This is a genomic window from Xenorhabdus budapestensis (assembly GCF_002632465.1).
In the GTDB taxonomy this organism is placed as follows: Bacteria; Pseudomonadota; Gammaproteobacteria; order Enterobacterales; family Enterobacteriaceae; genus Xenorhabdus; species Xenorhabdus budapestensis.
The window spans coordinates 1-20,731 of sequence record NZ_NIBS01000033.1 but is presented as its reverse complement, the minus strand read 5'-3'; the positions used below and the strand labels follow the sequence as shown (position 1 = coordinate 20,731).

Sequence of the window (20,731 nt, the reverse complement as noted above, 5' to 3'; positions counted from 1 at the left end):
CACACGTTGGGTATTTTTGCCAATTTTAAACAAGGTAAAAGTCAACGCGACTGGCTTCAACAAGCCAACGTTATAGGATGTTAAAGTCGAGCATCGCGTTATTTTAACTGTTCTGGTATCTCTAAGGTTTTAGGTACAACTATCTTATCTACGCAGAGCAAGTCATTTTCTTTATTGCAAAATACAACGAATGATACTTGCTTTGGCTCAGCCCTTACACCTAATGTTCTCATTCATAAACCTTTCTATTCATAGTCATCGCTAATGAAAACAGGCCATTCATTAGAATGTTTCGTCAGCCCGCCATATTGATAAACCAATGCTCACCATACTAAATAACTTTACTAATATATGATCAGAACTTTCCTAATCTGTGAAGTGGAAAGAGAGCTAATTTGTAGGCATGTGATAAAAAATATATTTCAAATTAAAACGGTATCTTATGGTTATTGTTGAGGGGATTGACATAATTAACCCGCAGAAAATTGCAGATTAAACAACCTTAATTGTCTGTTGGATTTTAAGTTATGGTCATTAAGGGTGCTTACTTATACTAAAAGCGGATAGGTGAATAACCTATATGATATTAGCAATTATCATCTCAGTACTCCATTAACAGTAAAGTAATACGAATTTTATTTTGGGTAATTTCATCAAAAGGAGTGTGATATGAATAACATGAAAATTATATCTGGCTCTGTCTTGGTTGTTCTGTTTTTATTCATGCAGCCAGCGTTTTCTGAAACTTTATATAACGTTCAGTTTATAAATTCTTCGGATAAAAATATATATATTGACAGAGACTCTGATTATTGTATGAATGACGCTGGTAATGCAAAGATAAACATTCCTCAGAATGAGAGCAGGACAATGGATTTAAAGGATAGTGATACTTTATTCGGTTGTAGCTCTTCTGATAGATATGTGAATTGGTCTGTACGTTATCCCGATTCTGGAAATATAGTTAGATGTGGGTTAAGTTTTAATGTTGATGTTTATGTTCATGACACTCAAGGAGCTCCGGTCGCATGGTATGTAAAAGTGAATGGATGTAATGAATTGGTAAAAGAAGTAACTTGCAGTGAGTTAGTATGCCATAATAAATCTGTCGATTTTTATGCAATGAAAAATAAAAATATAAAGATAACATTTCAATAATTAACAATTTAATTAAATACAAACTAAATAGGAGCATCCTCCTCTTTTAACCCATTGATTTCATTTAATTCCGTCTCTGTGCCGGAAATAAGCAAAATCAACAAGTTAGCTAAAGGTGAGATTTCTCACCTTTTAACTATTTGATTATTATTTGTGCCGACGAAAAACGTCGATGCAAAATCCAATATCCGATAATCGGACTTTGCATACCGATATTATCGGCGCTCAAATTATAAGCAGACCCCAAATTCGGGGTCTGATTAAATATCAATGTGTTATCGTCAAAGTAGGCATTCCCACTTAAATGGGCTTTCAAATCCCAATTGGCGTGATCAACCCAAAATTTGTCCGATTGGAACTGAGCGAAAAGTTTCGCTGAGTGACCAGCCAAAGTGAGGACTACGGCAACAGGACTCCTTAAGCTAAAGGAATCCCTATAGTTAATCCCACACCTCCGTTTGAAACGGAAGCGTGCCAAAAGGTGAAAAATCTCACCTTTATCTAAGTGATTTATTTTTATTAATTCTCGACAATGAAATTAATCCAATAATATCAAATAGTTAAAAATGGGATAATTATCCCCTTTATGTAATGCATTGATTTTACGTGATTATGTCACAGAACCGGAAATTAAGGGGATCAAGGGATTGGGAAGCAGCGGCTCCGAATCGCCAGATGATAACATTAAATTAACGAATGCACTTTTTGTTGCGGCCCTACAAATTAGCTCTCTTTCCACTTCACAGATTAAGCAATTTCTGATCAAATTATTAGCGGAAGTGATGTAGTGTGTGGTGGGACTGAATTCAGATTACGTATAAGTGGTTATAAAAACAGGGTTTATTATGAAGATAAATTTTTATGCATTCTATCAAGAAAATAATGATATCAAAGAAAGAATCAATTTATTGAGCCTTTTTGAAAATAATATTATAAATCCACAAGAACATGAGCTAGATTGCAATACTTACCACTTATACCTTCATAAAATTGACGAAAGCACATATCTTTTCACCAAAACAAGCGATAGTGAATTGATAAAAAAATCAACACATCAACTTTTTCAGTCGCTAATATTAGAGATAGTCTGGCTTCCGATGAATCGCTTGGCTTCCCATCATTTGTTTTTATTAATGGAAATATTATGGGCTTTGCATCATCTATGTATGGCCCCAAAATTCGAGAATTAAAGCATTACATCATGCAAAAGGAATTAAGTGACACCTCACTTCAAATTGAACCATTAATGCAAAATGTAACAACAGAAAATGCATTGACAATGCAATTCATTGGACGAACTACTTTAAGAGTGGAATCTGATGGGCGGGGTGTAGCCATTATAAATAATATTTTACGCACCATGGGGTGCCGAGATATACCAGAAGAATTACTTAATGGCCTTGAGGTAATAATAAAACCCAAAAAAAACAGAGATATAAAACAAATAACCACTCAAATAATAGAAAGACAAGGCGATGCATTTAGTGATATACATATAAAAGCTAGAGAAGAAATGGCAGATATCCTTACTGAATTTTACCTCTCAGGAAAAGGGCAAATTAGTGCTAACCTGCATAAAGTATCAAACGCAGAAATAGCAGAAGAGATACACAATTGTTTTGTTAGAATGAGATCAGCTATAATGAGGAGTTTCAATCAAGCCATAAGCAACGGTTTGAGATAACTGAGATTAAGGGGGCGCAAATGACAAAAAAACATAAGGTTGCACCAGCCTTAATCCTAATTTTGTTGCCATATATTATAGTAATAATACTTTATTTTACCTTTAAATATTTTTTAGCTCCTGACATTTCTTTTGCGAACAATAGGGGTGCATTAGGCGGTGCTATTGCGTCATACTCAGGAACCACCATAGCCGTACTAATAGCAGCACTGACATTTGTCATAGGATTAAGAGGGCGTAATATAACCAAGCTAAATCACTATGGCTATATGACATCTGTCGTAATAATGTACTCATTTGTATTTGTTGAGCTCGGTATTCTTTTCTTTTCTGGTATATTGCTGATTTCAAATATAACAGGGATTCCATTGCCATCAATCACAATTGGAATTGCTATAGCCTCCTTTATCCATATATGTTTGTTATTATTTCAGTTATTCAATTTCTCAAAAAAAAGCTAATACCTTTCAGCCCTCCCCGCGAGGGCTTTTTAGCATCTGCCCCCAATCCACCCGCTAATCTCCCCTATTGGCTATTTATTGACGGCTGACGTGGCGCCATGCTCCTGCGGAGGATCAGACGCCAATACCTGTTTCTGGTTCCAGATAGAATCCTCCGGCATCTGGACACGGACGTCTAACCGGGTGCCGGAAGATTCGGTGTGGAATTTAAGGTTGAAGGCAACAGGGGTAACAACGGATACTGAACGGGTGGAGTGAGGGTAGGGGCATCATGCCCCTGATACTGAAATTAAGCGTTATTTATTAAAGCTAATGCAACGGAATTTGGAATCAGGCAGTAGGTGCCTAATATGGGGTGTCAGCAACAACGCCGAATCCTTAGAGGGTTTATAATGCCCACTGGCGTTTGTCCATTCCAACAGTTGACCTTTGTCAAATAATAAGGTTCCGGCGAAATACACCGCCTGTCTGTAGCTTATTGAACTATGTCCATCAACGGCATCATACCAATGGTAGTTACTATCTCGCACGCTCCTTGCACAGCGTATAATAAGAGGGTCATTAGCAGAAATAACAAAGATATATTGACCATCAGCCGCTTTGGGTTCATGAGTTATAAAATTTATCAAACGATACTTGGTGTCCTCTTTCGCTTTCGAATACTCGATGTATTTTTCCAAATAATAAAGTGATTTTGGACTCGCAGGACGCTGTAATACTTTATTATTCTGAACTGGAATAGGCTTACTCATCATGCTAAGTTTATTTGGAAAAATAGAGTCATTCATTCTTTCAAATGCAGCAATACCATTAGAATTGTTTAATAGAGCGGTTTTATTAAGTTTAATCGTTTTATTATTAGGTAGAACAAAGTTAACAGGCCTTCTAAGTCTAACAAGGTTATCAATTCGCTCCCCAATGGGCATATCATCATCTTCATCACTATCAATCATAATGAACCCCTTAAATAAACTTGTAGTTCTGGTGCGTCATATCACTTTGCAAAAACCGTGCTGGATCAAGGTAGCGAAAGCATTCACAAACGAAGAATATAATAGCAAGCACTCCAATACGATGTACTATACTCATAGTCAGAAAATAATTTCAATATGTTATTTTTAAAGAGTGAACAGAAAGATGTTTTCTTTAACCCTTAATTCCATAAATCCATGCCTCAGTGATAGAAATCATATAAATTAATAAATTACGTAAAATTATAATTTAATCTATTGATATTATTGGCTTCTCTCTCTGTGCAGGAATTAATAAAAATCAATAAGTTACATAAATGGGATTTGAAAGCCTATTTAGTTCCCTTATTTCTGCATAGCACAGGTTTTAGATGCGGGATTATTCCGCATGTAGAAGATGGCTGATTTTCCCGATTTCAAATCGGGGAAACATTGCCACCTCAGAGCAAAGACTCTTCGAATTCAAGGCTACAAAACCAAAACTCAGGTAAGCCAAATGATAAGTTTTGATAAGGTTGATGCCTTTCTCTACGCTATACGCCAAAGAAATAGCATAAGTGAAATCTTATGATGGAAAGAACCATCATCCCAAAGGGTAGCATTCGCCGTGCTATCCTTTTCTTTTTGTGACTGACTAAATGACAGCCGCAAAGTTTGCGCGTCGCTAAATGATACGCGCATATTATGACCAGACTGCATATTTGCAGTTTGATTAAATATCAATGGGTTACTGAGGTATCCGAAAATATTCGCATACCCATCAGCTAAAATTTCAGCCAATGTGTGAGCGAAAAGTTTCTCTGAGTGACCAGCCAAAGTGAGGACCACGGTATTCTTCGAGGTCACTGAGATAATGACCTCGACAATAGGACTCCTTAAACTGGAGGAATCCCTATAGTTAATTTCTCCTCGCTTTGTGGCTGATTGTTCAATATTTAATCTTTGATTCCCCCGTTTAGGGGGATCAAAGAGCATGTTATGACCACTCATCAAATTAACCTCCAATGCGCCCGATTGGGTTCATCAGTGTTGCAAATTGCTCAATACGGCGGCTCACTTCCCCTAACGCCTGAGTCGGTGATAACCCTGCATTCCTTGCGTCTTGAAAGGCTGCCTGTTCGATTTTCTGCATACAGACGAGCAACCCTAACTGTTGTTCATCTGCGCTCTGACGTTCACCATCCAGCAACCCCGCAAAGCGATTCTCAGTACGGGCAAGATTGATGTAGTGGTGACGTTCTGCGCCTAAATCCCTTAACGCATCACGTGACTCATGGTAATTCGGCAGATATTCACGGCGGATAGGTTCAGCAGCTCGCTTCTTACTGAATGCCTTTGTCACGTCCAATTTGAACTGGGTCATTTGTTCATGATTGCGCCCACGAACAATACGGCAGATAAAATCAAATTGGTTTTCGTTGAGTAAGTAATAGCGATTGTGCTTAATTCCTCGTGCCCCAATCTCTTTCACTGCTGCGATTTCAAATGACGGCAGTGAACCAAACTCCCTTAGCTGCTTAATATTGGCTTTGATTAATTTGTATAAGCTGCGGTGCTGTAATCCAGCACGCTTTGCAAACAAGCGGCTATCAATTCTCGATTCAGTTCTGTGCTGAACCAAAATAGGTTCTTGACTGTTTTCAGCGTGAGCGAGTCCCTGACCGGATAAGGCCATATTTTTGGATGTCATATTTTTACCCTGTCTTAATTAATTCGATTTTCTGCTATACGTGTTATTCACATTGTCTACTACTGGCAGGAATATAAAGTTTTTCATTACATAACCTCGCCGCGAGATTCAGAGATTCGCTGTGATATCCAGTCATTAATTTCTGATTCAATAAAAGCGACTGAGCGAGTACCAATCTTGACTTGCTTAGGAAATTTATTATCTGCAATGAGTTTGTAGATCCACGCCCAGTTCTGCGTTGAACTTCGGGTAAGCGGATAAGATTTTCTTTAGGTATGGTGATTGCTGGCATGTAGCCCTCCTGTTATCTAGTCCTTAATATGTTGTAATGGACGTTGTTTGATTTCAGGGAATGCTATGCTAATTTGTTTGAACAAGGAATGACACATTAATTTGAATATATTCATTAATATGTCATGTTAATAACTCGTCCCATAAGAAAGTATAGAGCCATGACAAAAATGGGTTATTTTCTTCCTGTTTTTGTCTTTTATAGGTTTTCCAGCTCATACTTAAATTTATGTATCAATAAGTTTCTTCTACTAGAAAGCGGGTTTACATATTGCCCTCCTCTCTTATAGGTGCGTGTAAAGTAACGCTGTGATATTTCTAACTCTTTTATTTTATTTTTATTCACACTTATAATTTCGTTGTAATAAATTAAAGAATTATTTTCTTTCTCCTTACTCTCCTTTGTCTTTTTTACAATCCTAGATATTGTTCTTGGGTCAATATAATTATTTAAAATGGGTGATGCTGATATTAGTGTTAATACCCTTGCAATGTTATTTTTTTTATGGGCCAATAGAGATTTTGCAATTTCAGAAAGAAGAATTCTTTCTCTTTTTGTTTCGTCATCTCTTTTGGTTATTAATTCATTTTTAAGTGTGTTTATTTTGGAGTCTATGATAATAGGGTTTAAATTACTGTTTCCATTAATAATATTATGATAATCCTCATCAGTATCTGAGGATAAAATCCAATGTGTATTTAGTTTTAATACTTCTTCCAGTTTTTCTTTGTATTCTTCTAAAAAAGCTATTTTCCTTTCAAAATAGCCAGTTAAATCAAATCCTGCCAAGTATGCAGCGAAACGACGCACTATTACACATAATAATCTTATATCATTAATTTTCTTAAATTCGTAGCTATCAAAATATCTTTTTTTAGATTGTTCATTGGATAAAAAAGAAAGACTATACTCGTAAAAGTTTACATTGGTGTTATATTCTATGCCAAGCAATTCAAGTGCTCTATTAATAGATATTGTGGATATGAAATCATTAATAATCTTATGTGATTCATTAATTTTCATATCAAATGCAAACTTTTCTAAAATCTTCTCACATTTTTTTGCCGATTCCATTTGATCATCAATGGAATCGCTGCTTACTGTGCGAGAAGCTAACATGCACAACCTTATATCCCAGTAAAACTGAAGAATTTCCCCTGCATGATAATTGATTAAATCAAAATCAATCGGTTTAATATCCACACGTCACCTCACGCCCTCTATTCGCAGGAGCTATGCCAGCCCGTAGAGGTGTACGGGTTTTTAGGGATCAACCTAGGCATAGCTTTATTCTTTAACGTCTTTGATAGTCTACTAAAGTCAATTATTGCTGTCTATTCATCCAGTTAAGCACGTTTCCCAAATGTGCCATGTACCACATTTTCGCCTTGTTCGAGTGCATCCATATAGTCGGCATACCATTGCAGCATTTCCCTACGACCATCTAAATACTGGGCGTGATTGTAGGTTCCTCGAATGCTGTTCTTATCAACATGAGCAAGCTGTGTTTCAATCCATGCGGTGTTGTAGCCTTGTTCGTGCAATATAGTGCTCATGGTGTGCCTAAAGCCGTGACCTGTGGCTCTACCGCTATAACCCATACGACTGTAGTACTAATTAATAAATTTAATGCCATTTCACTCATAGGTTTATTTGCATCATTCCTACCCTGAAAAACATATTTCCCTTGTCCTGTAATGGGCTTTAACTGTTCTAAAATATCGATAGCCTGATTTGATAATGGCACAATATGAGTACGGCGCATTTTCATTTTCGCAGCAGGTATTTCCCATTGCGCTTTATTAAAATCAACCTCTGACCATTCAGCTTTGCGTAATTCACCGGGACGGGCACCAATTATCATTTGTAATCGCATCCCCATTTTTACGATGAAACTGCCAGTATAGGCATTTAAGGATTTATAGAACTCAGGGATCTCATCAACAGTTAAAAATGAATAATGTTCTTTTTTATGTGGAGCAAAAGCAGACACTAAATCTGGGGCGGGATTATATTCAGCTCTCCCTGTTACTATTGCATATCGCCATACCTCCCCACACCGTTGACGTACCTTCCTGAGTTTTTCTGTCGCTCCTCGATCGTTCATTCGTGATAAAACAGCCATAAGTTCCATTGGCTTAATCTCAGCAATAGGCCTATTGCCTATATATGGGAAAACGTCTTTTTCAAATGTTTCCATCATTTCTTTGGCATAAGAAGAAGACCACCTGTCTACACGTTTCTCGTACCATTCATGGGTTATGTTTTCGAAGGTGTTCTCTATCAGGTTTGCCGCGGATATCTTTTCAGTTTTTCTTACTTCGCTGGGATTAAGCCCATTAGCCACCAGCTTTCTTGCTTCATCGCGCTTGGTTCTGGCTTCGTTGAGTGTGACTACCGGATAGATACCTAATGAGATCATTTTGGTTTTACCCGCAAATTGATAACGGTATCGCCAACCCTTAGAGCCATTAGTATCAATCAACAAAGATAGCCCGTTACCATCGGCCAATGTATAGGCCTTTTCCTTTGGTTTGGCTCGCTTGATTGTCAAGCCTGTCAGCTTTATAAATCACCCAATATTGTATAGAAAGAATGTATAGGGAATTTTTATACAAAAAACTATACAACAAATTGTATAGATTTAGAAAGACGAGACTAGACCTCTAGAGAAGGGATGTGCTGTTAATGAGCTGATTTTACTGGGATTAATTGACTTGAATAGACTATGAGAGATGTTTATTTGGCGCCCCCTGCAAACTTCGAATCTATATTTATTTCATTGATATTAAATGAAATTAATTTTATTGTTTGCAAGGGTGCCCGCAATGATGCCCACACTATAATTTTAGCTTTCGAAAAATAAACTCTTCCATTTTTTGTATTCTCTATACTTCCATCTAGAGTGATTTCCGAATTTTTGTGGTTTAGGAAGTTTACCTTTTTTAATTTGGCTATAAAAATATTTTGCGGTGAACCCAGTATCACGAGTCATATATTTCATATCAATTAAAGACTCATCATTGATTGGTTCCATTGCTGCCTCCTTTCCGATACCCTTTCCCCAAAATCACCTTGGCCACTTTCGCTGGTGTTGCTTTTCCTTCCCATGTCGCATCAAAAATAATGCTGTTCAGTTCTGTAGTGAGAATATCCTCCAAATTCTTTGGCCTTTCGTTGTAGGGTATCTGATCAGGCACCCCATTCATTACGTCGATAACCAGTGCAGCAATGTCTTCTTCCTTCCGTTCTGGCTTACGGTATCCAGCCTGCCAGACTGCATGGGTGATATCAGCAGGATCGCCCCAGACCGAGGCGATGATTTGTGTCAGGTGGAATGAGTTATTGATCATGACTGCTTTCCTCCAGGTGTTTATCTTGATCATTGTTCTTCTTCACTGTTCCCATCAAACCTATGGACATCTGACCTGCTTCTTTCAGTGCACTAATCATTTTCTGGCGTTTTCCTTTGGTCTTTTTGCGGGCGTTCATGATTTGGCTGCACACAGAAAGCAGTTCAGCTTCTTTCTTTTCATCCCGTGTGAGCTGGTGGCGTAACTCGTCAAATTTGCCAACCATGTGATCAAGTGATGGCAAGGCATTAATGCTGATACCTGATTTTCCCGATTTGAAATCGATAAATGCCTGATTCACGTCAAGCTGAAAATCTGGACGAATCCACCCTGCATAGGAAACCGCTATCAGTTCATGAGCATAAGTGCCCGGTGATGTACCTCCATTGTTTACATCGATGGCTTTTTGACCAGACTGCAAATATGCCGTCTGATTGTTTTTCAATAACTTAGCCTCTAATTCTGCGATAAGTTCTTTTGCATACTTGGTTCTCAGCCATTGGTTGGGCGCTTTGTTCTCGTTCTCACCACTCGCCTTATGCAAGGCATTCAGGTTAAAGCGCCCTTCTGAATCGGTAGTGATTTCTACGCCGACAACCATAGGTAATAGTTTGCCTTTCATTACTTTTTACCTCGTTTTACGCTTTTGTTATTCTTCACAGGTGTTATCTTCACGCCTGCCACTTTGGGGGCGGGTGGTGACGGAGGGCGGATGCCCTCATGAATGTAAAAGTTACGTCTCATGCGGTGGATATGCTGCTTGATGTAATCCCTGCCGTCATCAATGTGGACTACCGTTCTGACCAGTTCGTCGTTAATGTCCACCCTCTGGTGATGTCCCTCAGTCACGGTCTGCCTCCATGCAAATGATTTTGTAAGCACGCATCACGTGATTCACCCTGCCTGTGAGAAAGGTTCTTCTGAAGAAGAAGCCGGCAGAAGACACATGAACAGGCGTAGTTAACAGGAGAGCATCAACACAACGGTTATGCAGTCGGCGTTCAGTGATGAAACTGGCAATGATAATTTGTGCCGTGCTGCCTTTATCCTGATAGTCGATTTTCATAGTTCTTCTTCCCTACTCACTTCTTACCAAACAGTTTGTTGAGATCGACACCGTATACAGCCAGCCATGCTTCGGCAGGCCATGACTTAACATGTCCATATCGGGTGTCGGGAACCTTCACAACTTCGATGTCGTTTTCACGGCACCATTTACGGAGTGGGGCGTAGTTGTATTCTTTTTCTGTGGCGTTCTGCACAGCCGTAACCGTTGCGTGTTTTGTGCTTTCGCCCAGACGTTCTTCCAGTGCTCGGCACTTGCGGGTAACAGCGCCGAGCTTGCCGAGGGCTTGAGCTTCACGCCTGTGGCTGATTTGTGATTTGGTACGGCGAGCTTCATCACGTTCTTGAGTAATGACGACCTTTTCTTTTTCAGTTGTCAGAAGCGCTTCCAGAGCTGCAATGTAATCACCGGGCAAAGCAGGGTGATTGGTTGCTGGTTTTTTCTGGTGAAAGTACGCTGACTCCATCTTTTCAAAGAAAGACCATGCCTCATCGGTATCAAGAATCTTCGACATGCGAGCTGCACCTTTCTCTGTGAAAAGGGTGATTTGATTTGCGTGTTTATTAACCAAGTCAATATTATTGCCTTGGTTCTTAAATGATTGAAAGCTATCACCTTTAAGAGTGAATACATGAATACCCTCAATAAAGCGGCTGCGATGATTAGCGATATTGGAACGGATGTTTGTTGGTTCTGTTCCGTATCCAATCGCCAACGTTTCAGTGGTAACGACACGAACACCTTCCCATTCGATTACTGGGAGTTTATTTGAGTCGATAGTTATTAATTCGTTTTTCTTAGTCATTGTTCACCTCTTCCAATTTGATCCCTTTTTTCTTTGCGTGACGTCTCATTGCCCGATTGAGTGGTATTAATACTTCGTCGCCTATCGAATAAGGGGCGATAAATTTTTTTGAATTTGCGTATTCTGTTATTGAGTTCTCTTTTAATCGGAATAACTGAGGAATTGTTACTCCATCAAATCCCCGTCGGGTTTTACTTCTTCGTTTTGCCATTACCACCCCTCTTGTATTTTGATTTTCGCTTTTCGGATGCAGTGCAGATTATTCTTCGTGCATTCCTGTTCTTGTTTTTTATTCTGAGTTAATGAAAGTGCTTCACCCCATTTATTGGCAGCACGGCGAAATAAACCTTTGCTTTGAAGTTTTTTGGCGCTTTGTATTGCTGATTCATATGCTGTCATCATTTGCCGCCTGTTTATTCATATACCTTTTCAATTCTTTAGCAAAATCTAAATAGGTTTTATTTTTCATTCCTAACTCCTTATTTGTAATCAGTCTGAATTTAGCGTGAGCAATTCCCCAGCGATGGCGCTGTAATTAAATTTGTTTTGTTGTTTTTATTTTGAATTTCTGTATTTATGTTCTGCGTTTTCTAAATCATCCAAGATTGTTAGCAATTTCTCTTTTGCTTTCTTGCATTCCTTTTTAAGTCGAGCTATTTCTCTTACTTGCCTAACATCGGCTTTCAGTTCTTCCAATACCTCGGCTTGCCGTTCTATAAATTCAGGGCGCATTTCACCTCGGCGTAATGCGAGCGTGCCGTCTTCCTGTTTAATTGTTTTGACAGGGAAGTTACTTGATCTGTCTTCTGCGTTGAACTGCTTTTGTGCCCGAACGTAAGCCAGTTTATTCAGTGCGCCACTTTCACTCAGATAAGCTTTGTTAGCACCGTGAACGACGTAAACCTCACGGATTTCAATTTGGATATCTTGGTTAGTGGCTATTTCGATGGGTTTAAGTGTTGTCATGATTCTTTCCTTATGGTTTTATTTTTTCTTTCTCTTATTTCACTCACTGCATTTACATTGTTTTCGTAAGCAGCTTCCCTTAATTTTTCAGCTAATACCTTGCATTGACGATAAATACCTCTGCACATTAAATATGCGTCTACCGTGTTTCCACTATCAATTTCACACATTAATGGAACTAATTGAACTTCAACTTCCTCTGCAATTTCGACGGCTGTTTGTAATTTATCTATCATATTCCACCCCGAGATTTTTATTCGAAGATTTCGTTTAATTTAGTAAGATCCTCAAACTGACAGACTGATAATCGTTTTACTGCACGTAACATATAGTAATAATCAGGTTCAACTTCTTGTTTAGATTCAAATTCTTCTTCTAATTTTTTCAATGATGATATTAATAAAACATTCATTTCTGCATTAATATTTATTGCATTCTTTAAGCGACATTTATCACTAGTCGGTAATTTTATTTTCATGTTATTCAACCTTATTCTGTTCTTGCTGGATTCGTTGATATATTTCTTCACGGTGTACGGGAATACCTTCGGGTGCTTGAACACCTATTTTAATTTGATTACCGTTGATGCCTAATATTACTATTTCGAGATCATCACCCACTCTGATTTTTTCTTGTGGGCGACGGGTTAGAATTAACATTGGGTCTCCTTTGTCAGATCGCATAAATGAACCTGTTTGTTTTACCACCTCAGGTGGCAGTGGTATCCTGCTATTCCCCAACAGACAGGATTTTGTTATATTTCAGCTTCCCCAATAGACACGAGGTTTTTCTTATGATTCAAGATTCTGGTCAAGAAAAAGCGTTAAGGCAGATTGAAATTGAAACAGCCGCCTTTAATCGTATTATTCACTCCATTCTCAAGGTGTTAAATAAAGAACAAAGGGAGTACGTTTATCGTGACCTAGAAACTTTCAGCCTTTCTCTTGTGAAAGAGATGAAGGAAAGCGACAGCAGTCGTTACAATCGCGAACAGGCGATTCGTAATCACGTTCATCAACTTTTGGGTAACTCCATCCCAACTGGCGAATAAGTTCCCATCTTTCTCGTTCTAATTCTATGAGCGGATTATTATTAGTTTCCCGCTCATAATCCTGCTTAGAAATATTTAACTGAGATTGATTAACTGCATCATTGAATTGCTTATTCGTTTTTTCACGCTCTTTGTTTATGTATTCCACCTGTCTTGCAAGAGTAACTACATCACGGCGCGCTTCTAATTTATTTTCCATCCATTGATAAATTTCCTCAATGCTGTTTCCATTTGCGATAATTACAGGTTCTTTCTTTTGCATTTTTAATTCCTCTTAAATTTAATATTGTTTATTTTGGTTATAATTAACTATTTGTCCTATCCAGCCATAAATGACATATACAGGAGCTAATAACTTTTTTGCTTCTTCCCTGTCACTTGCTTGAGTCCTAACACATGCAGGGCGTGTTTGTTTCATATTGGAACGCTCAATGGCTGCAAAGATAAAGGTTTTCATGGTAAAAATGTTCTTTATTTGATGGATGAGGTATTTTTAGACTCTATGCCTAAAAACCAACTTGAGATTTCGGCACTAAGTTCACTGGCAAGTTCTATTAGTACAGCCACATCCGATGGCTCCATTTTTTCGCTGTGCTTGGATAGCATAGAAAGTATGGTGCTGGATTGAGCTGCTTTTTTCTCAATATTACTAATTACATTAAACATAAATATCCCCAAGCATTGATGTTATATATTCTTTGTGTGTATAAATAATACATACCGTATTTTTCATTATCAACACAAATTTGCATTAAAAATACAGGTATTTTTCAATGCATTGATTAATAATGAATTTTATTTTTTTGATGTGTTATAAGTGTGATATATATCACTATATAGGCATAAAAAAACCCCTTATCGGGGTTTTGGTTGGGGCTAATAAGGTGTGGTTAATAGTGCAATACAGAATGCCAGAATAATTTGCCGATAATTTTCACGCTGGATTCATCGGCAATCTCATCCTCATATTCATCACGATTGTAACTACGGATAAGTAACTTTCCACCTGGCTTGCGATACAGGCACTTAATACGTTTTAATCCGTCCTGTTCTATAGCGTAAATTTTACCATCAGTAATATGTTTGTGGGATATATCAATAGCGACTGCTGCGCCATCTGGTATAACCGGTTCCATGCTATTCCCCTTTGCAGGGAAACAGATGATTGTTGAACCGTCTGTCGGAGCTCCTATCCGCCGTAATGTTGATTTGGAAAATCGCAATTTATATCCATTATAATCAACATCAATCACATTGCCATTGCCGCATGCAAATTCAATATCTTTCAAAAACGGTACTTCCACTTCGTTATCATCTAATGGAGTGAGGCTATCCCATGAGGAAGCTCCGACCCATTCACTCTCTGGAGGAATATCAGATTTAGCGTAGTGGTGTTTTACCGAATTTTCCAGTTTTTGATCGCCCACCCCATTTAACAGCCAATCTAGTGAATACCCAAACTGCTCGCTAATGCTCTGTGCGGCTTCTCTGCTTATAGCATTTCTACTCAGCCAGTTATTAACGGTCTGGGCGCTAACATTCAACGCATCTGCCAGTTGTCTTTGTTTCATCCTTTCATTAACTAAGACGGTTTTTAGTCGGTCTTTTAAGGAGTTAGTTTTATGATAAGTGCTTAGTGTGGATATCTTTTTTTCTGCATGATTTATCGTCCCCTCCGAATCAAAGCTGATATTATTAAGTCCTACGGCTTTCATTATTTCCATAGTTATTTCGATAGAAGGAACCCTTCTCCCGTTCAGCCAATGCCCTACCGCCCCCTGTGTAACTCCCAGGGATTCGGCTAATTTTTCTTGAGAAATATCAAGCTCTCTCATTCTGGATTTAACCAGTTCATACCATATTTCTTTCATGTATTAATTCTCTTCTCAAACAATGAGTATTTCAATGTACAATTTGTATTGATTATACACAAAAAGGAATATATTATCTGTGTTGTGGAGGAATAATCATGAACTCAATAAAAAAATACAGAAAAATGGCAAAGCTAAAACAAAAAGATTTGGCTGCATTGGTTGGTTTAACACCCTCAGCTATCAGTCACTATGAGACAGGCATTAGAGTTCCTGACATAGCAATATCTAAAAAGCTGGTGGAAGTACTAACCATTCAAGGCGTTAAGTGTAGCTTAGATCAACTTTTTGCAGATGATACACAAGGTCCCTGAGAAAGATCATGTTTCCTGATTTTACCAGCGTAGCAATGCCCGATGTTTATCACCCGAGCGATGCGGAATGGATTCAAAAGATGCTTGCCGCGATGAACTCAACCACAAGGGAATACGCGAGGGATAAATACGCCTACGTCTACAAACTTCGGCGGGATGAAGATCCTGTGCCGCATCGACGGGATAACACCGGCGCCAGAGCTGCTAACACATGGCTCCGGTTGTTCTTCAAGAAAAATTACAGATCGATGAAGGGTTACACAGAACAGCCGATAGCCGTATCGGGTAATTGATTAAGCGTTAAAACTGGAGTTGTTAGGAGGTCTATTCATGTATCACTTTACTAGTACATCAATAGGGAAGAGAACCGAGGGGGTAAGGGGGAGCTGGAGAGTTCAGAAAGGTAAAGCACAGCCAAGTAAGAACACATGACTTAAATAGATCTCAGTAGGGAATACCTAAGTTAGATAAGTGCACTTAATGGGATATCAAAAATCGCCGTACTACCCAAGTGATACAAAAATAACAATTGAGGAAATCAACATGAGCACAGAGCTGAAAGAAAAATTAATCACCTTGCTGGAAGAGCAATTTCTCACTGTCGCCGACATGCAGAAATTTGAAACGGTACTCACTGCAAAAATCCGTGAGCAAGGCTGGTTCCTGCAAAAGAATTTCACCGTGACCGGATTAAGCGATGGCCGAAATGGTCGCGTCGATTACATGGTGACCACACGAACTGGTGAGAAATGCGCCATCGAGGCTGACAACCGATCACCGCGTAAACGTTCGCTGCTGAAACTCAGTGAGCTGCCTGCGGGGATATCCGGCTTTGTGTTGCTCAAGAATGGCAAGCAGCCTTTGCGTTATCGCGTGAACGGCATTGATGTGATCCGTGCCACCCAGTTCAGGTATTAGCAAACAGGCACTAGACAGAAAAGGGCTTTTCCTCTGGCAGTGGACATCATTCAAATGGGGGTATCAATGTTAAGTCAGAATGGGAATGTAAGAGGGAGCAAGAAACCGAACAGCGAAACTTTAGCAGAGATAGCCAATTCGGTTCTTGCAGTCGGTAATACAGATGCGGTTACCGACATAAAGTATCGCACGGTCACGCAGAAAAATAAACAGGGAGTGAAGCCATGCTGAATATTACGCCGAACTTTGCACAGGAACGTGCTTTAAATCTGCTGCGTCAGAACTGGAAGGGCTTTAATTCTTTCATGGTGTACGCCCCGACAGGGGCAGGGAAAACCGCCTTGTCAGCATTCATTATTGACGGTTTTGTATCAAAAAACAAAAAAGTCATGATGATCTGCCCATACCTTGTCTTGATAAATCAGACTGCCCAGCGCTTTATCGAGTACGGCTTGCCGGAGGATGAAATCGCGTATATCTGGCGTGATCACCCCAATCAAGACTCATCAAAGCTGATTCAGATTGCGTCGGCTGACACACTAATCCGCCGTGATTTTCCCGAAGACATTAATCTGCTGGTAATTGATGAAGCGCACCTGAAACGCAAAAAGATACTGGAAGAAATCACGCGGCTGACCTCGGAAACAGATTGCAAGGTGGTAGGGCTGTCGGGCACCCCGTTCTCGCCGTTCCTCGGTCACTACTACCAGAAGTTGATAAAGCCCACCACGATAAAAGAATTAATCCAGCGTGGTGACCTGAGTGCGTATGAGTTTTACGCCCCGACCAAGCCCGATTTAAGCAAGGTGAAGTCTGCCCGCAATGACGACTACGGCAGCGATTACAAGGAAGATGAGATAGCCGAAATCATGTGCGGGGCTGATTTGGTGGGGGATGTGGTCAGTAGCTGGCTTAAACTGGGCGAAAACCAGCCCACCATTTGTTTCTGTGTCAATGTCAGTCACGCCAACTTTATCACCGTCGAATTCAACCGTGCCGGGGTGAATGCTGAGGTGATGACCGCCAATACCCCTCAAGATGAACGGGATTTGATTATCCATCGGTTTGAGCAGGGTGCGACAAAAATCATTGTGAACATTGGCGTTCTCGTGGCGGGTTTTGACAGTGATGTCCGCTGCATTATCTATGCCCGGCCTACCAAGTCAGAGATCCGTTGGTTGCAATCAATCGGCAGATCACTACGTCCAGTCGATAACTTTTCAAAACTATATACCGAATACCTTTCCAAAAGAAGCGGCTTACTTGCAGACAGGGAAATCAAGGAGGTTGATCATGAAATTTAAAAAAGCCTTCTCATGGCGTTCTGATGATATGCCCGAAACCACTGAGGCCGTTGTGTATGTATCCAGATGCGGCTCGGTGGTTAAAGCTGGCAGTTATCGCCTTTGGAACAAAAAGAATCAGTCCTATTCAGTTCGGAAGGAGCGGATATACCGACAATCAACCAACAGAGGCAAGGATGCGAAATCAGAAAACACCCGTTACGGTAAATATCAGCATGTTTGCATTAGGGATCGTTCGTATCAGGTACATCGCTTGGTTGCATTGGCTTGGATACCGAACCCCGACAATAAACCTCAGGTTAATCATATCAATGGAATGAAGTCGGACAATCGTGTCGAAAATCTTGAGTGGGTCACTAATTTAGAAAACAGGCGTCACTCAGGAGAGAAGTTATTCAGAAATATACCTCATGGTGAGCAGGTAGGAACAGCCAAGTTAACTGCTAAAGACGTCATTGAAATAAGAGAAAGATTAAAAACTCCCTATAAGGGACTTTGCCGTGACTTAGCCGCTGAGTTTGGTGTTGTCGCATCAACTATTACATGGATTAAACAAGGTGAGGTCTGGAAACATGTTTAGAGTCTTATTCAAAACGGCTTGTAAAGATGATATCGAGCATGTACGCGACATCATCATGAACCTTCACCAAGAGAATGGTGACACTATTATTGTTTCTGACAATGACTTACCAGCAGACATTGTTATCAATGTACCCAGGGTTCAGAAGAAAGCAGCCATCATTCTGGATCACTCCGGCACAGTCCATCGCCTCGGCTACCCGGATGATATCGAATATGACGAGTTGCCCAGTAAAAACGACGGCATGAAAACCCGTGACAGTTACCGGGAACAGGAGAAGCGGGAGAAGCTACCGAAAGAGTGTTCCTCCTGTCATTACATGAAGCCAGCGGGTGTCTATGTCTGCCCGAAGTGTGGATTTAAGCCGCTGACAGGTGAGGATGTTGATGTCGATACCAGCCGCACCATTCAGAAACTCAGCAAGAAAGAACGCATCTATACCCAGGCTGAAAAGCAGAGTTTCTACTCGCAGTTGAAGTACTACCAGAACCAGCGGGTGTCACAAGGGAAGATCCTCAGTGATGGCTGGGTAGGAAATACGTTTAAAGACAAGTTCGGCGTCTATCCGCGTGGGCTGCATGACACCCCGCAGGAACTGACACCCGAAGTGAACAATTTCATCAAGCACAAACAAATTGCCTGGGCGAAATCCCGTAAGAAAACCGAACAGGTGCAGCCGTCCAGCAACGAACAACAGGAAATGCGCCTTGAAGTTGCCCGGGGCAAGGTGCGTGAAATTCGTAAGCAGTTAGATACACCGTTATATCAGGGAGAAGCACTGTGAACAGAATAAAAACGGCGGATGCCGTGATAGGCCGCTGGCCTGAAATCTTTGCTTACTACAAATTGCCGCCTGTGACAGGGAAAAATCACTTTAAAGGGAAGTGCCCGATATGCGGGCAGAAAGGTAAATTCCGCATTGATGATCGGGATGGCAGGGGGACGTTTATCTGCACCTGTAATGTGGGGGATGGCTGGAAGTTACTCACCCTGACGCAGGGGAAAGACTACAAGACATTAGCGGACGAGATTGATCTGTTGCTGGGTATCCAGTCAGACAAGCGCAGCGTAGTGAAAAAAGAGACAAATATCACCAAATTCAGAAACCGAGTGACCGCCTGTTACTCCAATCTGCCCAACCTGAAAGGCACACAGGGTGAAGCTTATCTGCGAAGCAGGGGCATTCATGTTCTGCCCGCTGATAACGTGAGGTATTGCGCCGAACAGCCTGTCCGCAATGGGAAGCTACAGGCGCTCTGGTCACTGGTGACCGACGCGAAAGGGACATTATGCTATCTGCATCGTACCTACCTTGACGGGGACAAAAAGGCCGACATTACCCCGCAAAAGAAACTGGATGCTACGCAGGAAGATAGCTATCGCGATCACGCTCAGTCACTGGCCATTCGCCTTTTTCCTGTCGATTCGACACTGGGGATTGCCGAGGGCATCGAAACCGCGCTGTCCTGCAAACAGATTTACGGCGTTAACACTTGGTCAGTCGTGAATGCGGGTTTTATGGAGCGCTTTCTGGTTCCTAGGGGAGTTAAACACCTCATTATCTTCGCGGATACGGACTGGAGCGCCACAGGTCATGCGGCGGCAATGGCGTGTGCGACTAAAAATCTAAAGGCAAATAACGATTTGGAAAGGGTCAGTGTTCGCTGGCCGGACAGTGGGGATTTTAACGACCTGCTCCAGAACGGAGATCAGGCCAGAGAATTAGTATTTATGAAAAAAACAGCGGAGACAGCATAATGCGTGATATTCAATTAGTCATGGAACGCTGGGGGGCGTGGGCTAGTGAAGGAAACAGTGACGTTGACTGGGCGCCCACTGCCGCAGGGTTTAAAGGTCTGGTTCCCAGCACTCGAAAGACCCGTGTTCAATGTTGTGATGATGATGGCATTGCGATTGACGCCGCCGTTCTGCGATTGAAAAAATATAACCCGTATCTTTTCCAATTGATTGTACTGCACTATATCAAGGCGTCCACACTGAGGACAATAGGCACCAAGTTAGGCATTTCCCATAACGAAGTCTCAAAACGGTTACAGGCAGCGGAGGGATTTATTGAAGGTGTGCTGGCGGTATCAGGGGTGACTTTGGAGTTGGATAAATACGTACAAAAAGAAGTCATCAATTGGGCAGGGCAAACGGGTCTAAATTGCTCAATGTGATTAGCGGAGTATATTCAGTACAGAGAAATAGGAATAATCGCCGTTTGTGATTTATCATTAGCAACCT

General features: G+C 40.5%; 28 protein-coding genes and 4 pseudogenes. 11 read left to right on the top strand and 21 right to left on the bottom strand.

Features of this window, described 5'->3' with window-relative positions; genetic code table 11:
• Window positions 1-669: 669 nt before the first annotated feature.
• The 3 genes and pseudogenes from Xbud_RS17340 (at window position 670) to Xbud_RS17320 (ending at window position 3,303) form a co-directional block, all read left to right on the top strand.
• Window positions 670-1,158: a hypothetical protein gene (locus Xbud_RS17340; RefSeq protein WP_099137299.1), complete on the top strand. Its 489-nt coding sequence runs from the start codon at window positions 670-672 to the stop codon at window positions 1,156-1,158.
• Between the two features lie 845 nt (window positions 1,159-2,003).
• Window positions 2,004-2,842: pseudogene (locus Xbud_RS17325) on the top strand (protein rexA).
• A 20-nt stretch (window positions 2,843-2,862) separates the two neighbouring features.
• Window positions 2,863-3,303 (top strand): biopolymer transporter ExbB, encoded by a 441-nt coding sequence (locus Xbud_RS17320; protein WP_099137295.1) that lies wholly within the window; start codon window positions 2,863-2,865, stop codon window positions 3,301-3,303.
• 296 nt (window positions 3,304-3,599) lie between these two features.
• Here Xbud_RS17320 and Xbud_RS17315 read toward each other — a convergent pair whose 3' ends face one another.
• The 21 genes and pseudogenes from Xbud_RS17315 to Xbud_RS17220 all read right to left on the bottom strand — a co-directional run bounded on the left by Xbud_RS17315 (window position 3,600) and on the right by Xbud_RS17220 (window position 15,368).
• Window positions 3,600-4,256: a hypothetical protein gene (locus tag Xbud_RS17315; protein WP_099137294.1), complete on the bottom strand. Its 657-nt coding sequence runs from the start codon at window positions 4,254-4,256 to the stop codon at window positions 3,600-3,602.
• Window positions 4,257-4,802: 546 nt separating this feature from the next.
• Window positions 4,803-5,264, bottom strand: a complete 462-nt coding sequence (locus tag Xbud_RS17310; RefSeq protein ID WP_099137293.1) for a hypothetical protein — start codon at window positions 5,262-5,264, stop codon at window positions 4,803-4,805.
• A 4-nt stretch (window positions 5,265-5,268) separates the two neighbouring features.
• Complete coding sequence (locus Xbud_RS17305) at window positions 5,269-5,964, bottom strand: Rha family transcriptional regulator (protein WP_099137292.1); 696 nt, start codon at window positions 5,962-5,964, stop codon at window positions 5,269-5,271.
• 86 nt (window positions 5,965-6,050) lie between these two features.
• Window positions 6,051-6,256, bottom strand: a pseudogene (locus tag Xbud_RS17300) (helix-turn-helix transcriptional regulator).
• Between the two features lie 198 nt (window positions 6,257-6,454).
• Window positions 6,455-7,459, bottom strand: coding sequence for a hypothetical protein (locus tag Xbud_RS17295; RefSeq protein ID WP_099137291.1), 1,005 nt, complete (start codon window positions 7,457-7,459; stop codon window positions 6,455-6,457).
• Window positions 7,460-7,602: 143 nt separating this feature from the next.
• Window positions 7,603-8,825: pseudogene (locus Xbud_RS17290) on the bottom strand (tyrosine-type recombinase/integrase).
• Between the two features lie 279 nt (window positions 8,826-9,104).
• Window positions 9,105-9,293 carry a helix-turn-helix transcriptional regulator gene (locus tag Xbud_RS17285; protein ID WP_099137290.1) on the bottom strand — a complete coding sequence of 63 codons (189 nt, stop codon included), beginning with the start codon at window positions 9,291-9,293 and terminating at the stop codon, window positions 9,105-9,107.
• The gene (locus Xbud_RS17280) at window positions 9,277-9,609 is read right to left on the bottom strand and encodes a hypothetical protein (protein ID WP_099137289.1); all 333 of its coding nucleotides are present in this window, start codon (window positions 9,607-9,609) and stop codon (window positions 9,277-9,279) included. The genes Xbud_RS17285 and Xbud_RS17280 overlap by 17 nt, the downstream gene beginning before the upstream one ends.
• Window positions 9,599-10,231 (bottom strand): KilA-N domain-containing protein, encoded by a 633-nt coding sequence (locus Xbud_RS17275; RefSeq protein WP_099137288.1) that lies wholly within the window; start codon window positions 10,229-10,231, stop codon window positions 9,599-9,601. The genes Xbud_RS17280 and Xbud_RS17275 overlap by 11 nt, the downstream gene beginning before the upstream one ends.
• Window positions 10,232-10,450: 219 nt before the next feature.
• The gene (locus tag Xbud_RS17270; protein WP_099137287.1) at window positions 10,451-10,675 is read right to left on the bottom strand and encodes a hypothetical protein; all 225 of its coding nucleotides are present in this window, start codon (window positions 10,673-10,675) and stop codon (window positions 10,451-10,453) included.
• 16 nt (window positions 10,676-10,691) lie between these two features.
• A complete protein-coding gene (locus Xbud_RS17265) occupies window positions 10,692-11,480 on the bottom strand; it encodes an ORF6N domain-containing protein (RefSeq protein ID WP_099137286.1) in 789 nt (262 codons plus the stop codon).
• The gene (locus Xbud_RS17260) at window positions 11,473-11,691 is read right to left on the bottom strand and encodes a hypothetical protein (RefSeq protein ID WP_099137285.1); all 219 of its coding nucleotides are present in this window, start codon (window positions 11,689-11,691) and stop codon (window positions 11,473-11,475) included. The genes Xbud_RS17265 and Xbud_RS17260 overlap by 8 nt, the downstream gene beginning before the upstream one ends.
• Window positions 11,691-11,882, bottom strand: coding sequence for a PerC family transcriptional regulator (locus Xbud_RS17255; protein WP_244590017.1), 192 nt, complete (start codon window positions 11,880-11,882; stop codon window positions 11,691-11,693). The genes Xbud_RS17260 and Xbud_RS17255 overlap by 1 nt, the downstream gene beginning before the upstream one ends.
• A gap of 153 nt (window positions 11,883-12,035) precedes the next feature.
• Window positions 12,036-12,446, bottom strand: coding sequence for a hypothetical protein (locus Xbud_RS17250; RefSeq protein WP_099137283.1), 411 nt, complete (start codon window positions 12,444-12,446; stop codon window positions 12,036-12,038).
• A complete protein-coding gene (locus tag Xbud_RS17245) occupies window positions 12,443-12,682 on the bottom strand; it encodes a hypothetical protein (protein WP_099137282.1) in 240 nt (79 codons plus the stop codon). Before Xbud_RS17245 ends, Xbud_RS17250 begins: the two co-directional genes overlap by 4 nt.
• Window positions 12,683-12,699: 17 nt before the next feature.
• Entirely contained in the window at window positions 12,700-12,924 is a 225-nt protein-coding gene (locus tag Xbud_RS17240) for a hypothetical protein (RefSeq protein WP_099137281.1), read from the bottom strand.
• Window position 12,925: 1 nt separating this feature from the next.
• Window positions 12,926-13,105, bottom strand: coding sequence for a carbon storage regulator CsrA (gene csrA, locus Xbud_RS17235; protein WP_099137280.1), 180 nt, complete (start codon window positions 13,103-13,105; stop codon window positions 12,926-12,928).
• 273 nt (window positions 13,106-13,378) lie between these two features.
• Complete coding sequence (locus tag Xbud_RS17230) at window positions 13,379-13,759, bottom strand: hypothetical protein (protein ID WP_099137279.1); 381 nt, start codon at window positions 13,757-13,759, stop codon at window positions 13,379-13,381.
• Window positions 13,760-13,777: 18 nt separating this feature from the next.
• Complete coding sequence (locus tag Xbud_RS19950) at window positions 13,778-13,954, bottom strand: hypothetical protein (protein WP_169923099.1); 177 nt, start codon at window positions 13,952-13,954, stop codon at window positions 13,778-13,780.
• Between the two features lie 14 nt (window positions 13,955-13,968).
• Window positions 13,969-14,163, bottom strand: coding sequence for a hypothetical protein (locus Xbud_RS17225; protein ID WP_099137278.1), 195 nt, complete (start codon window positions 14,161-14,163; stop codon window positions 13,969-13,971).
• 224 nt (window positions 14,164-14,387) lie between these two features.
• Window positions 14,388-15,368 carry a LexA family transcriptional regulator gene (locus Xbud_RS17220; RefSeq protein ID WP_099137277.1) on the bottom strand — a complete coding sequence of 327 codons (981 nt, stop codon included), beginning with the start codon at window positions 15,366-15,368 and terminating at the stop codon, window positions 14,388-14,390.
• Between the two features lie 98 nt (window positions 15,369-15,466).
• Here Xbud_RS17220 and Xbud_RS17215 point away from each other — a divergent pair, with 98 nt between their 5' ends.
• The 8 genes and pseudogenes from Xbud_RS17215 to Xbud_RS17180 all read left to right on the top strand — a co-directional run bounded on the left by Xbud_RS17215 (window position 15,467) and on the right by Xbud_RS17180 (window position 20,664).
• The gene (locus tag Xbud_RS17215; protein ID WP_099137276.1) at window positions 15,467-15,682 is read left to right on the top strand and encodes a helix-turn-helix transcriptional regulator; all 216 of its coding nucleotides are present in this window, start codon (window positions 15,467-15,469) and stop codon (window positions 15,680-15,682) included.
• Between the two features lie 8 nt (window positions 15,683-15,690).
• Window positions 15,691-15,975 (top strand): hypothetical protein, encoded by a 285-nt coding sequence (locus Xbud_RS17210; RefSeq protein WP_099137275.1) that lies wholly within the window; start codon window positions 15,691-15,693, stop codon window positions 15,973-15,975.
• 250 nt (window positions 15,976-16,225) lie between these two features.
• A complete protein-coding gene (locus Xbud_RS17205) occupies window positions 16,226-16,600 on the top strand; it encodes a hypothetical protein (RefSeq protein WP_099137274.1) in 375 nt (124 codons plus the stop codon).
• Between the two features lie 224 nt (window positions 16,601-16,824).
• A pseudogene (locus Xbud_RS17200) lies at window positions 16,825-17,805 on the top strand (DEAD/DEAH box helicase); the annotation flags it as partial.
• An 88-nt stretch (window positions 17,806-17,893) separates the two neighbouring features.
• On the top strand, window positions 17,894-18,484 hold the full coding sequence (locus tag Xbud_RS17195; protein ID WP_099137273.1) for an HNH endonuclease signature motif containing protein: 591 nt from the start codon (window positions 17,894-17,896) through the stop codon (window positions 18,482-18,484).
• Window positions 18,477-19,268 carry an eL43 family ribosomal protein gene (locus tag Xbud_RS17190; RefSeq protein ID WP_099137272.1) on the top strand — a complete coding sequence of 264 codons (792 nt, stop codon included), beginning with the start codon at window positions 18,477-18,479 and terminating at the stop codon, window positions 19,266-19,268. Before Xbud_RS17195 ends, Xbud_RS17190 begins: the two co-directional genes overlap by 8 nt.
• 5 nt (window positions 19,269-19,273) lie before the next feature.
• Window positions 19,274-20,242 (top strand): DUF7146 domain-containing protein, encoded by a 969-nt coding sequence (locus Xbud_RS17185; RefSeq protein WP_169923101.1) that lies wholly within the window; start codon window positions 19,274-19,276, stop codon window positions 20,240-20,242.
• A complete protein-coding gene (locus Xbud_RS17180) occupies window positions 20,242-20,664 on the top strand; it encodes an antiterminator Q family protein (protein ID WP_099137270.1) in 423 nt (140 codons plus the stop codon). Before Xbud_RS17185 ends, Xbud_RS17180 begins: the two co-directional genes overlap by 1 nt.
• Window positions 20,665-20,731 lie beyond the last annotated feature (67 nt).